Origin of the sequence: Bradyrhizobium sp. AUGA SZCCT0176 (assembly GCF_018130145.1) — a bacterium.
Lineage (GTDB): Bacteria > Pseudomonadota > Alphaproteobacteria > Rhizobiales > Xanthobacteraceae > Bradyrhizobium.
Genome location: NZ_JAFCMB010000002.1, coordinates 177,539 through 190,020 on the forward strand (window position 1 = coordinate 177,539; position 12,482 = coordinate 190,020).

The following is a 12,482-nucleotide window of genomic DNA, read 5'->3' on the forward strand; positions in this document are numbered from 1 at the left end:
CCACCTGCTGTTATGCCGTGAGATGGATTGCTTCCGCCTTTCGCTCGTTGAGCTACGGCGGACAGGTCGCTTCGCTCGCAATGACGGCGGAACGTATCGGCTACGCCTTCGCTCCGCCGCGAAAGCCCATCGCCAGCACGTAGCGCTCGGACGAGTCCTGGCGGCTCGAGGCCGGCTTGACGTGTTTGACGGTGGCAAAATCGCGCTTGAGCTGCGCCAGCAGTTCGCCTTCGGCGCCGCTCTGAAACACTTTTGCGACGAAGGTGCCGCCGGGATTGAGCACCTCGGTGGCGAACGCCGCCGCGGTTTCGACCAGCCCGATGATGCGCAGCTGATCGGTCTTGCGATGGCCCGTGGTGTTGGCGGCCATGTCTGATAGCACCACGTCGGCGCGGCCGCCCATCATCGCCAGCAGTTTTTCCGGCGCGTCTTCGGCGAGAAAGTCGAGCTGCGCGAAGGTGACGCCCGGCACTTCCGGCATTTCCAGCAGATCGATCGCGACCACCTTGCCCTTGCCGTTGGCCGCCCCGATGCGTTTGGCCGCGACCTGGCTCCAGCCGCCGGGGGCCGCGCCGAGATCGACCACGGAGATGCCTGACTTCAGAAAGCGATGCTTGTCGTCGATCTCGATCAATTTATAGGCCGCGCGCGAGCGCCAGCCGTCCTTTTTGGCCTGCGCCACATAGGGATCGTTGAGCTGCCGTTCAAGCCAGAGCTTTGATGACAGCTTGCGCTTGCCACCAGACTTGACCGTGACGTGCAACCGGCCGGTGGTGTCTTTCGCCATACGGATGCTTGCCTTTGGATACTATTGAAACGCGATACAGTGGTTCTCCCTCTCCCCGTTCTTCACGGGGAGAGGGTTGGGGTGAGGGGCTCTATCCGCGAAATTGGTTCCAGTTGATGGACCTGTACCCCCTCACCCGGATCACATCTGCGATGTGATCCGACCTCTCCCCGCAAGCGGGGCGAGGTAAGCCAGGCCGCACGTGCGCCGCCTTAGCACGACCTTAGCGCGCCGTCCTCCCGCATCATTTCGACCAGCATGCCCTCGCGCAGGCCGCGGTCGGCGACGCGCAGCCGCGGCAGCGGGAACGCGTCGCGGATCGCGTCGAGAATGGCGCAACCGGCCAGCACCAGATCGGCGCGCTCAATGCTGATGCAATTGTTGTTGGCGCGCTCCTGATAGCTCATGCCGAGCAGCCGCTGGATCACCGACGTGACGTCGGAATTGTTCATCCAGATGCCGTCGATGCGGCGCCGGTCGTAGCGCTGCAAATTGAGAAACACGCCGGCCAGCGTCGTCACGGTGCCCGACGTGCCGAGCAGATGCATGTCACGCAGATCACCGCCATGCTCGGCCGCAAACGGCGCCACGTATTGCGCGACCTCGGCGATCATCCGCGCATAGGATTCGGCCGTGACGTCCTTGCCGCCGAAATGCTCGGCGATGGTGACGACGCCGAGCGGGATCGACATCCAGGCCTTGATCCGCGGGACGGCGTTTTCTTCCCCTGGATCGCGCTCGATCCGGACCAGTTCCGTCGATCCGCCGCCGATATCGAACAGGATGGCGCCTCGCCCTTTGGGGTCGAGCAGCGGCGAGCAGCCGATTACCGCGAGCGTCGCCTCGGTCTCGCGATCGATCACCTCGAGCCGGATGCCGGTGTCTTTTGCCACCCTCTCGCGAAAGCTTTCGGCATTGGCCGCGGCGCGGCAGGCTTCGGTTGCGATCAACCGCAGGCGCCGGGCCTTGCGGTAGCGGATCTTGTCGCTGCAGATACTCAAGGCCGCAATGGCACGGTCGATCGCCGCTTCGCTGATGGAACCGGTCGAGGAGATGCCCTCGCCCAGCCGGATGATCCGCGAGAACGAATCGACCACGCGGAAGCCGTCGCCGGCCGGACAGGCGATCAGGAGCCGGCAGTTGTTGGTGCCAAGGTCGAGCGCGGCGTAGACGCCGCTTTCCGCCCCTGCCACAGCAGACCCTGACGGGCTTGCGCGGGCCGCAAGGCCATCGGCAAGCCGCGTATCCTCGTTCATCAAAACTGTCTTTCCGCGGCTTTGCTGCCGCCGAAGAATGAGCGCTCACGGAAACTTTAGCAGCGCCAAGGGCCTACGCAACATCCCATCACATAGGACCATGCCCAAACAGGCGTTGTCGCTGGGGGATCGGTGGGTTATTTGGTTCCGAGCCCGCGAAAGTCGCGGAAATCCAAGCATTTCAGGTATTTTTCGATGCAAGATCATACGTCGCCGTCGTCGCTGGAAAACGCTATCGCAGTGCAAAAATACGGCGTCGGGCAGCCTGTGCGCCGCAAGGAAGACGACACGCTGGTCCGCGGCAAGGGCAAATACACCGATGATTTCAGCCTGCCGGGCCAGGCCTATGCCTGGATCGTGCGCTCCAGCCACGCCCACGGAATCATCCGCGGCATCGATATCAAGGCCGCGCGGACCATGCCGGGCGTGCTCGGCGCCTGGACCGGCCAGGACCTTATGGCCGCCGGCTACAACCCCTTCACCTGCGGTCTGCCGCTGAAGAGCCGCGACGGCTCGCCGCTGCTGCAGACCAACCGCATGGCATTGGCGACCGACAAGGTGCGCTTCGTCGGCGATCCCGTGGCCTATGTCGTCGCCGAAACGCTGGCGCAGGCGCGTGATGCGGCGGAAGCCGTCGAGCTCGATATCGAGCCGCTGCCCGCGGTGACCAGTGCCGAGGAAGCGGCACAACCCGGCGCGCCGCAGCTCTACGATCACATCCCCAACAACACAGCGCTCGACTATCACTATGGCGATGCAGCGAAGATCGATGCGGCATTCGCCGGCGCCGCGCATGTAACAAAGCTCGATATCGTCAACACCCGCGTCGCCGTGGTGTCGATGGAGCCGCGCGTGGCGTTGGCTTCCTACGACAAGGCCAGCGAGCGCTTCACGATCCAGGTGCCGACCCAGGGCGTTTCCGGCAACAAGGTCACGTTTGCAAAAATCCTGAACGTGCCGAACGACAAGGTTCGCATCCTGACCGCCAATGTCGGCGGCTCGTTCGGCATGAAGAACATGAACTATCCGGAATACACCTGCATCGCGCATGCCTCGAAGGTGCTGGGCCGTCCGGTGAAGTGGACCGACGAGCGCTCGACCAGCTTCCTGTCCGACAGCCACGGCCGCGCGCAGACCATGCATTGCGAACTGGCGCTGGATGCCGAGGGCAAATTCCTCGCCGTGCGCCTGAAAGGCTACGGCAATCTCGGCGCCTACATCACCGGCGTGGCGCCGGGCCCGCTGTCGCTCAACACCGCCAAGAACCTTGCGAGCGTCTATCGCACACCGCTGCTCGGCGTCGACATCAAGACGGTGCTGACCAACACCACGCTGATGGGCGCCTATCGCGGCGCCGGCCGGCCCGAGGCCAATTACTACATGGAGCGGCTGATAGACCGCGCCGCCGACGAGATGGGCATCAACCGGCTCACCCTGCGCAAGCGCAATTTCATCAAGCCGGCGCAATTGCCGTTCCCGGCGGCGTCCGGCGTCACCTATGACAGCGGCGATTTCCAGGGCGTGTTTGCGAAAGCGCTGGAGCTTTCCGACCACGCCAATTTTGCCAAGCGCAAGAAGGAAAGCAAGAAGCAGGGCAAACTGCGCGGCATTGCGGTCGGCTCCTACCTCGAAGTCACCGCACCGCCAAGCGGCGAACTCGGCAAGATCAATTTCGAACCTGACGGTTCGGTGAAGCTGACCACCGGCACGCTCGATTACGGCCAGGGCCACGCCACGCCGTTTGCGCAGGTACTGTCCGCCGAGCTCGGCGTGCCCTTCGAGAAGATCACGCTCGAACAAGGCGACAGCGATCTCGTGCGCTTCGGCAACGGCACCGGCGGCTCGCGCTCGATCACCGCGACCGGCCAGGCGATCGTCGAAGCCGCGGCGCTCGTGGTCGCCAAGGGCAAGCAGGCGGCGGCGCATCTGCTGGAAGCCAGCGAGGGCGACATCGAATTCGGCAATGGCCGATTCACCATCGCCGGCACCGACCGCTCGATCGGCATCATGGAGCTGGCGCAGCGGCTGCGCGACGGCAAGGTGCCGGAGGGCGTGCCCGATACGCTCGACGTCGATCACGCCACCAAGGACACGCCGTCGACGTTCCCCAATGGCTGCCACGTCGCCGAAGTCGAGATCGATCCCGACACTGGGGTTACGAAAATCGTGCGCTACACCGGGATCAGCGACTTCGGCACCATCGTCAATCCGATGATCGTCGACGGCCAGCTGCATGGCGGCGTCGCGCAAGGCATCGGCCAGGCGCTGATGGAGGAAGTGAGCTACGATTCCAGCGGCCAGCCGATCACCGGCTCGTTCATGGATTACGCGATGCCGCGCGCCGGCGACATCCCGCTGATGGCAACCGCCGATCATCCCTCGCCGGCCAAAACCAATCCGCTCGGCACCAAGGGCTGCGGAGAAGCCGGCTGCGCCGGCAGCCTCGCCTGCATCGTCAATGCTGTTATCGACGCGCTGTCGGAGTACGGCATTTCAGAGATCGATATGCCATTGACATCGGAACGCGTCTGGCGTGCGATCCAGGAGGCCAAGGCGAGGAAGGCGGCATAGGATGCAACCAGCCATCATCGGTGAACTCCGCGCAGCATTCGACGCGACAACGGTCCTGACCGGCGCCGATATCGATGCGCGCTATTACACCGATATAGCCGGCATCCCCGTTCCTCCGCCGATTGCGGTGATGCGGCCGCGCTCGACCGAAGACGTCTCGCGATTCCTGGCGATCTGCCACCGGGCGCGCGTTGCGGTCACGACCCAGGGCGGCATGACCGGGCTCGTCGGCGCCACGATGCCGATGGCCGGCGAGATCGTGCTGTCGATGGAGCGCATGAACGCGATCGAAGAGGTCGACACCGGCGGCGGGGTCGTCATTGCCCAGGCCGCCGTGCCGCTGCAGCGCGTGCACGAGCGCGTCGCGCAGGACGGCTTCATGTACCCGCTCGATCTCGGCGCCCGCGGCAGCTGCACGATCGGCGGCAACATCTCGACCAATGCCGGCGGCAACCGGGTGATCCGCTATGGCATGACGCGCGATCTGGTGCTCGGGCTCGAAGCGGTGCTTGCTGACGGCACCGTGCTCAAGGGCGTGCGCAAATACATCAAGAACAACACCGGCACCGACCTCAAGCAATTGTTCATCGGAACCGAAGGCACGCTCGGCGTGGTGACCCGCGCGGCATTGCGGATTTTCCCGGCGCCGGCCGAACAGCAGGTGGTGCTGTGCGCGCTGCCGAGCTTCGACAAGGTGCGGGCGATGCTCGACCTGGCGCGCAAGCGGCTTGGCGGCGAACTGACCGCCTTCGAGGTGATGTGGAACAGCTATTACCGCCTTGTGACCCAGCTGGTGCGAGGCGTCGCCGCGCCGCTGCCGGTTACCCATCCCTTCTACCTGCTGATGGAATCCTCGGGCAGCAATGCCGAGCGACTCCGCGCCGACGTTGAAAGTCTGCTCGAAGAGGCGCTCGGTGAAGGCATCATCCTCGATGCGATCATTGCCAATTCGGGTGCTTCTACAGCCGCGATCTGGCGGGTGCGCGATTCCAGCGTCGAGCTGAGCCGGGCGACCGCGCCCACGGTCGGCTTCGACATCAGCCTCGCCATCGACCAGATGGAACCGTTCACGGAAGCCGTCGCAAAGGCGATCAAGGCGGTCGACAAGGACGCCTACACCATCGTGCTCGGGCACGTCGGCGACGGCAACCTGCACGTCAACACGAAATACTCGCCTCCGGCCGACAAGCATGAGGAGATGAAGAAGCTGGTGTTCGGCCTCACCAGCGACTTCGGCGGTTCGATCTCGGCCGAGCACGGTATCGGCATCTCCAGGCGGCCCTATCTCAGGCTCAGCCGCACCGCGGAGGAGATCGAGACCATGCGCACGCTGAAGCGCGCGCTTGATCCGCATCACATCCTCAATCCCGGTCGCGTCTTCGAGATGTGAAGCGCGCCGGTCAGGCGGCGAGCTTCAAAGCGCGCTCCAGGAGCTCCAGCCGGTCCTGGCCCCAGAAGATCTCGCCCGAGGGCAAGACGTAACTGGGCGCGCCGAAGACGCCCGCCTTCAGGGCATCCTGCGTGTACTGCTCGTACAGCGCATCGAGTTCCGCATCCGATGGGCCGCCGGCCCGCAGCGCGGCGGCATCGAGGCCGGCGCGTTGCGCTGATGATGCCATCACCGCGGGATCCGCAAACGACTCCTCGCGCTCCCAGATGGCGCGCGCCAGCTCCAGCGACAATTTATGAGCGTCCTTGCCCTGCAGCTTGGCCGCGATCACGAGGCGTGTCGCCGCCGCGTCATCGCTGGGGAAGAATTTAGGCTCGACATTGAGCGGAAGTCCCCGCACCTCACGCCAGCGCCTGAGCTCCATCAGTCGGTAAGCCTGCCGCTGCGGCGAGCGTTTTGGCAGCGGCAGCCCGCCGGTCTGCTCGAAAATCGGGCCGAACTTGGCGGGCTTGACGTTGACTTGCGCGCCATAGCGCCGCGCAATCTCGGCGAACGGGCCGCTGCCCATGTAAGTCCAGGGCGAGTTCAGCGACAGGTAATAGTCGATGGTGATGGCCATGATTATGCCGCCACCTGTTCGCGCGGCTGGTAGATCGCGGTGTGGTGGCAATGCGCCAGCGGCGTCTTGCCGTTGGCGACCACCAGCGCGTCGAGTTCGACGAAACGGTGCCCCTTCTTGTCGTAATTGCCGATCACTTTGGCACGCGCGGTCAATTCATCGCCGATGCGGGCCGCTGACAGGAGCTGCATCCTTGTGCCGACATGAATCCATGGGCCCATGATGGCGTTGTCGACCAGCACCATGTTCATCACCCGCGGCAACAGGCCGGGGTGGCCGAGTCCTTCCTGCGCGTAGATCACTTCGGTTTCGCGAATATCCGCCAGATATTGTTTTGCCGCGTCCGTCGCCCAGGTGCGCGGCGCCGCGCCGAGCCATTTACCCAGTGCATAGGACGACGCATCGACCGGCCTGCGCTCGCCTGCGGCTGCGACCTCGACAAAGTCGGAAAGCGCGAATGATGGCTCCGCCGCTGGCAGCGATGCCGTGCCGGTCGCACAAAGATCTCCCCGGCTCTCGACCTGAAGCTCAAGCACGCCGTTGCTTTCCTCGCCCACGACATCGGCCTGCTCGCCGTCATAGACCGGCTTGACGAAACGCGCCTCGATCAGTCCACGCTCAAGAAAGGCCCGGCCCCATTTTGCGACCGGTAAGTGCATCATGTAGGCCATGACATCGACACCGGGCACCAGACCGCCGCTAAAACCATAGCGCTTCGCCACCGTGTCATCGTGCATCTTGTTCTCGGAATGCTTGGAAGTGTTGTAGGCCGAGACGCGATACGGCCCGATCCGGCTTGTCATGCCCATTTCCTCTATTTTCTTGTTGTTTCCGGGCGTTATCGTACGCAAAGAAAGTGTCGTGGCAAGCGTGTTCCCCGGCCTGTTTTCCTCGCATTTTTCCGCCCCATGGAGTACCACGCGCGGACGAGACGAACTGACCGAATCCACCCCGATGAACTGACCTGAAGTGCCTGACTTGAACCCACCCCGCATCTATGTCGACGCCGACGCCTGCCCGGTCAAGGACGAGATCTATAAGGTCGCGAGCCGGCACGGCCTGCCCGTCAGCGTGGTCGCGGGCAATTTCATCCGCGTGCCGCAGGATCCGCTGATCGAGCGGATCGCCGCCGGCGCCGGGATGGATGCCGCCGACGACTGGATTGCGGAACGCGCCGGCAGAGGCGATATCGTCATCACCTCCGATATTCCGCTGGCGAGCCGTTGCGTGAAAGCCGGCGCCGAGGTGCTGGCACCGAACGGCAAGCCGTTCACCGAACAGTCGATCGGCATGACCCTGGCGGTGCGCAACCTGATGACCGACCTGCGCTCATCCGGCGAAGTGACGGGCGGCCCGCGATCCTTTGCGCCGCGCGACCGCTCGGCGTTCCTCTCCGCGCTCGACCAGACCATCCGGCGCATCCAGCGTCAGCGGGCTTTGCCGCCTGCGCCGAACCAGAATTGAGCTGAACGATGCCGCCGCCGCTGATCCAGTTGAAAGATATCGCGCTGACCTTTGGCGGCACGCCGCTGTTATCCGGCGTGGAACTGTCCGTATCGACGGCCGAGCGCGTGTGTTTGATCGGCCGCAACGGCTCCGGCAAATCGACGCTGCTGAAGATCGCCGCCGGACTCGTCGAGCCCGACAGCGGCAGCCGCTTCGTGCAGCCCGGCGCCACCATCCGCTATCTGCCGCAGGAGCCTGATTTCGGCGCGCACAAGACGACGCTGGCCTATGTCGAGGCCGGACTCAATCCGGGCGACGACCATTATCAGGCGCGCTATCTCATCGAGCAGCTGGGCTTGAGCGGCGATGAAGATCCCGCCCATGTCTCGGGCGGTGAAGCCCGCCGCGCGGCGCTGGCGCGCGTGTTGGCGCCCGCCCCCGACATTTTGCTGCTGGACGAGCCGACCAACCATCTCGATCTCACCACCATCGAATGGCTGGAAGGCGAGCTGGAGAGCCGCCGCTGTGCGCTCGTCATCATCAGCCATGACCGCCGCTTCCTCTCCAACCTGTCGCGCTCTACCGCCTGGCTCGACCGCGGCCAGATCAAGCAGATCGACCGCGGCTTTTCCGCATTCGAGGCCTGGCGCGACGAAGTGCTGGCCGAGGAAGAGCGCGACCAGCACAAGCTCGACCGCAAGATCGTCAACGAAGAGCACTGGCTGCGCTACGGCGTCTCCGGCCGCCGCAAGCGCAACGTCAAGCGGCTCGGCAATCTGCATGCCCTGCGCGACCAGCGGCGCACTTATCGCGGCGCGACCGGGAATGCCAGCCTCGCCGCCGCCGAAGCGGACAAATCGGGCAAGCTGGTCATCGAGGCCAAGAACATCGGCAAATCCTTTGGCGACCGCAAGATCGTCGACGGATTCTCGATCCGGGTGCAGCGCGGCGACCGCATCGGTATCGTCGGCCCGAACGGCGCCGGCAAGACCACGCTCATTGATATGCTGACCGGCGGCAGTCCGCCCGACAGCGGCACGATCCGGCTCGGCGCCAATATCGAGATGGCGACGCTGGACCAGCACCGCGAAAGCCTCGACCCCAAATCGACGCTGGCCGACGCCCTGACCGGGGGCGGCAGCGACCACGTCATGATCGGCGGCAAGCCGAAGCACGTCGTCAGCTACATGAAGGACTTTTTGTTCGCGCAGGAGCAGATGCGCACGCCGCTGGAGGTATTGTCCGGCGGCGAACGCGGCCGACTGATGCTGGCGCGCTCATTGGCAAAAGCTTCCAACCTCTTGGTCCTGGACGAGCCGACCAACGATCTCGACCTCGAAACCCTCGACGTGCTCGAGGAGATGCTCGGCGACTACGAAGGCACGGTGATCCTGATCAGCCATGACCGCGACTTCCTCGACCGCGTCGTGACCTCGGTGATCGCGCCCGAAGGCGACGGAATCTGGATCGAATATGCCGGCGGCTATACCGACATGCTGGCGCAGCGCGGCGCGGATCTGAAGCGCGAGGCGGTAAAGGTCGCCGAAGAGAAACGGGAAGCGAGGGTTGCCGCTGGATCGCCTTCGACCGGACCGAAACGGCGCCTGAACTTCAACGAAAAGCACGCGCTGGAAACGCTACCCAAGACCATGGCGAAGCTGCAAGCCGAGATTGCCAAGCAGCAGCGCATCCTCGACGATACCGATCTCTACAAGAAGAACCGCAAGAAGTTTGATTCCGCCTCCGATGCGCTTACAAAGGCGCAGAAGGAATTGCAGGAAGCCGAGGACAAGTGGCTGGAGCTTGAGGTGCTGCGCGAAGAGATAGAACAGGCATGATGCGTGGGATGGTTGCCATCGTCATTGCGAAGAGCGCAGCGACGAAGCAATCCATTCTGCACCTCGGATAGATGGATTGCTTCGCTTCGCTCGCAATGACGAGCATGCTGAATTGGAGTGAAAAATGACCACACCCCTCGCCGCCAAGATCGCCCGTGAATACGGCACCCCCGCCGCCGTGATCGACATGGACCGGGTCGAGCGCAACATCGCGCGGATCCAGGCGGCGTGCGATGCCGCTGGCGTCGCCAACCGGCCGCATATCAAGACCCACAAGAGCCCGCTGCTGGCCGCGATGCAGATCAAGGCTGGCGCCAAGGGCATCACCTGCCAGAAGCTCGGTGAAGCCGAAGTGATGGCGGACGCCGGGATCGACGACATCCTGATCAGCTACAACCTGATCGGCGAGGAAAAGATGGCCCGGCTCGGCGCGCTGCAGGGCAAGGCCAACATGACGGTCGCCTGCGACAATTCCGTCGTGGTGGCGGGCCTGCCGCAGGCTGCCGCTGCATCCGGCCGGCCGCTGTCGGTGGTGGTTGAATGCGACACTGGCCGCAAGCGTGCCGGCGTCGAGACCCCGGCGGAAGCCATTGCGTTGGCACGCGAGATCGCAGCGTCAAAAGGGCTGAAATTCGCCGGCTTCATGCTGTACCCGACCGAAACCGGCTGGGCGGAAGCGCAGAAGTTCTTTGACGAGGCGTTGGCAGGCGTCCGCGCCCACGGCCTCGATGCAACCATGGTCTCGACCGGCGGTTCGCCGAACATGAAGAATGTCGGCAAGCTCAAGGGCGCCACCGAGCATCGGCCCGGCACCTACATCTACAACGACCGCATGCAGGTCGCCGCCGGCGTCGCCGGCTGGGACGATTGCGCGCTCAGCATCTATTCGACGGTTGTCAGCCGCGCCGGCCCGGATCGCGGCATTCTCGATGCCGGCTCCAAGACACTGACGTCCGACACCGGCGGGCTCGAAGGCCACGGCCTGATCCTCGAGCATCCCGAAGCCAAGATCGCGCGTTTTGCCGAAGAGCATGGCTTCCTCGACCTCACCCGCAGCAACACGCGGCCGAACGTCGGCGACGTCGTGCGGATCGTGCCCAACCACGTCTGCGTCGTCGTCAACATGATGGACGAAGTGGTGATGGTGCGCGGCGACGAGATTCTTGGAACGCTGCCGGTCGCGGCGCGGGGGAAGTTGCGGTGATACGCACGTAGGGTGGGCAAAGGCGCGCTCTTCGCGCCGTGCCCACCATCTATCTATCCAACGAAATGGTGGGCACGCTTCGCTTTGCCACCCTACGAAGCCAGGCTGAGCCACTTCAATACGCCCCTGCCCGCCGCAGCGCCGGTGGCAAACGACGCCTGCAGCAGATAGCCGCCAGTTGGGGCTTCCCAATCCAGCATTTCACCCGCGGCGAATACGCCTGGCAAACGACGGATCATGAAGGCGTCGTCGAGTTCATCGAAGGCGATACCGCCCGCGGTCGAGATCGCGCGCGCGATCGGCGCGACGCCGTTGAGTTCTATGGGCACGGCGTTGATCAGACGGGCAAGATCAGGTGGCGATAGCGACGCCAGCGACACGCCGGATATCTTGACCGCCTCCTGCAATAACCCGATCGCAACAGGCGAAAGATGCGCGGCCTTGCGCAGGAAATTCGACTGGGATTGTTTGCCCTTTGGCGCCGAGAGCCGCGCGGTCAATTCCTCGATCGCCAGATCGGGCCGTAGCACGACGTGCAGCGGCGCCTTCCCTGCGCTGAGGATCGCTTCGCGCAAATCCGCCGAGAGCGCATAGATCGCGCCACCTTCGATGCCCGTGCGGGTGATAATGGCCTCACCGCGAACGCTGTGTGCGCCAAACGTCAACGCCACGCCCTTGAGCGGCTGGCCTTCGAACCGATCGCGAAAAATGTCCGACCAGGCGATGCTGAAGCCGGAATTGGCTGGGCGCAGCGGCGATATCGTGACGCCTCTGGCGGCGAGCATTTCGGCCCAAGCGCCATCCGAACCAAGCCGCGGCCAGCTTGCGCCACCGAGCGCCAGCACCGTCGCGCTGGCGTCAATCGCGCGTTGCCCGTCGGGCGTTTGAAACTTGACGCGGCCATTCTCGTCCCAACCGGTCCAGCGATGGCGTAGCGCGAGTTGAACGCCTTGCCCGTCCAGCCGCCGCAGCCATGCCCGCAGCAGCGGTGAGGCCTTGAACGCCTTTGGGAAAACCCGGCCGCTGGAGCCGACGAAGGTCGGCTGCCCCAGCGCCTCGCTCCAGTCGCGCAGCGCCTGTGGCGGAAAGGCATCGATGGCCGCCTTCAGGTTCGGCATTGCTTCGGCGTATCGCGCGAGAAACGCGGGCAGCGGTTCGCTGTGCGTCAGATTGAGCCCGCCCCGCCCGGCCATCAGCAGCTTGCGGCCGGCGGACGGCATCGCGTCATGGACGGTGACGGCAGCGCCGCCATTGGCCAACACCTCGGCGGCCATCAGGCCGGCGGGGCCGGCACCGATGATGGCGATGTTGTTGGCGCGAGGCGATGACATGGCGTGAGTGTAAGCCGGATTCGCCTACCGCAACAAAGAA

10 protein-coding genes are annotated in these 12,482 nt (G+C 64.4%); 5 read left to right on the forward strand and 5 right to left on the reverse strand.

Annotated features, from left to right (window positions below; genetic code table 11):
• Positions 1 to 100: 100 nt before the first annotated feature.
• Both JQ600_RS05910 and JQ600_RS05915 read right to left on the reverse strand, forming a co-directional pair.
• A complete protein-coding gene (locus JQ600_RS05910; protein ID WP_212388739.1) occupies positions 101 to 787 on the reverse strand; it encodes an RlmE family RNA methyltransferase in 687 nt (228 codons plus the stop codon).
• 212 nt (positions 788 to 999) lie between these two features.
• Positions 1,000 to 2,043, reverse strand: a complete 1,044-nt coding sequence (locus tag JQ600_RS05915; RefSeq protein ID WP_212264913.1) for a Ppx/GppA phosphatase family protein — start codon at positions 2,041 to 2,043, stop codon at positions 1,000 to 1,002.
• A gap of 195 nt (positions 2,044 to 2,238) precedes the next feature.
• Here JQ600_RS05915 and JQ600_RS05920 point away from each other — a divergent pair, with 195 nt between their 5' ends.
• Entirely contained in the window at positions 2,239 to 4,614 is a 2,376-nt protein-coding gene (locus JQ600_RS05920) for a xanthine dehydrogenase family protein molybdopterin-binding subunit (RefSeq protein WP_212388740.1), read from the forward strand.
• Between the two features lies 1 nt (position 4,615).
• Complete coding sequence (locus tag JQ600_RS05925; RefSeq protein ID WP_212264915.1) at positions 4,616 to 6,004, forward strand: FAD-binding oxidoreductase; 1,389 nt, start codon at positions 4,616 to 4,618, stop codon at positions 6,002 to 6,004.
• A gap of 10 nt (positions 6,005 to 6,014) precedes the next feature.
• On the opposite strand, the gene JQ600_RS05930 is transcribed toward JQ600_RS05925, so the two are convergent.
• On the reverse strand, positions 6,015 to 6,623 hold the full coding sequence (locus JQ600_RS05930) for a 2-hydroxychromene-2-carboxylate isomerase (RefSeq protein WP_212388741.1): 609 nt from the start codon (positions 6,621 to 6,623) through the stop codon (positions 6,015 to 6,017).
• Between the two features lie 2 nt (positions 6,624 to 6,625).
• A complete protein-coding gene (locus tag JQ600_RS05935) occupies positions 6,626 to 7,426 on the reverse strand; it encodes a hypothetical protein (RefSeq protein ID WP_212388743.1) in 801 nt (266 codons plus the stop codon).
• A 175-nt stretch (positions 7,427 to 7,601) separates the two neighbouring features.
• Here JQ600_RS05935 and JQ600_RS05940 point away from each other — a divergent pair, with 175 nt between their 5' ends.
• From JQ600_RS05940 to JQ600_RS05950, 3 genes are all read left to right on the forward strand, one after another.
• Positions 7,602 to 8,087, forward strand: coding sequence for a YaiI/YqxD family protein (locus JQ600_RS05940; RefSeq protein WP_212388745.1), 486 nt, complete (start codon positions 7,602 to 7,604; stop codon positions 8,085 to 8,087).
• An 8-nt stretch (positions 8,088 to 8,095) separates the two neighbouring features.
• Positions 8,096 to 9,907 carry an ABC-F family ATP-binding cassette domain-containing protein gene (locus tag JQ600_RS05945; protein WP_212388746.1) on the forward strand — a complete coding sequence of 604 codons (1,812 nt, stop codon included), beginning with the start codon at positions 8,096 to 8,098 and terminating at the stop codon, positions 9,905 to 9,907.
• Positions 9,908 to 10,031: 124 nt separating this feature from the next.
• The gene (locus tag JQ600_RS05950; RefSeq protein ID WP_212388747.1) at positions 10,032 to 11,111 is read left to right on the forward strand and encodes a D-TA family PLP-dependent enzyme; all 1,080 of its coding nucleotides are present in this window, start codon (positions 10,032 to 10,034) and stop codon (positions 11,109 to 11,111) included.
• 92 nt (positions 11,112 to 11,203) lie between these two features.
• On the opposite strand, the gene JQ600_RS05955 is transcribed toward JQ600_RS05950, so the two are convergent.
• On the reverse strand, positions 11,204 to 12,442 hold the full coding sequence (locus JQ600_RS05955; protein WP_212388748.1) for a TIGR03862 family flavoprotein: 1,239 nt from the start codon (positions 12,440 to 12,442) through the stop codon (positions 11,204 to 11,206).
• Positions 12,443 to 12,482: the final 40 nt, after the last annotated feature.

Coding starts and splice junctions, on each gene's coding strand:
- JQ600_RS05930 (WP_212388741.1), bottom strand. CDS start 6,623: ATGGCCATCACCATCGACTATTACCTGTCGCTGAACTCGCCCTGGACT.
- JQ600_RS05955 (WP_212388748.1), bottom strand. CDS start 12,442: ATGTCATCGCCTCGCGCCAACAACATCGCCATCATCGGTGCCGGCCCC.
- JQ600_RS05925 (WP_212264915.1), top strand. CDS start 4,616: ATGCAACCAGCCATCATCGGTGAACTCCGCGCAGCATTCGACGCGACA.
- JQ600_RS05915 (WP_212264913.1), bottom strand. CDS start 2,043: ATGAACGAGGATACGCGGCTTGCCGATGGCCTTGCGGCCCGCGCAAGC.
- JQ600_RS05910 (WP_212388739.1), bottom strand. CDS start 787: ATGGCGAAAGACACCACCGGCCGGTTGCACGTCACGGTCAAGTCTGGT.
- JQ600_RS05935 (WP_212388743.1), bottom strand. CDS start 7,426: ATGACAAGCCGGATCGGGCCGTATCGCGTCTCGGCCTACAACACTTCC.
- JQ600_RS05920 (WP_212388740.1), top strand. CDS start 2,239: ATGCAAGATCATACGTCGCCGTCGTCGCTGGAAAACGCTATCGCAGTG.
- JQ600_RS05945 (WP_212388746.1), top strand. CDS start 8,096: ATGCCGCCGCCGCTGATCCAGTTGAAAGATATCGCGCTGACCTTTGGC.
- JQ600_RS05950 (WP_212388747.1), top strand. CDS start 10,032: ATGACCACACCCCTCGCCGCCAAGATCGCCCGTGAATACGGCACCCCC.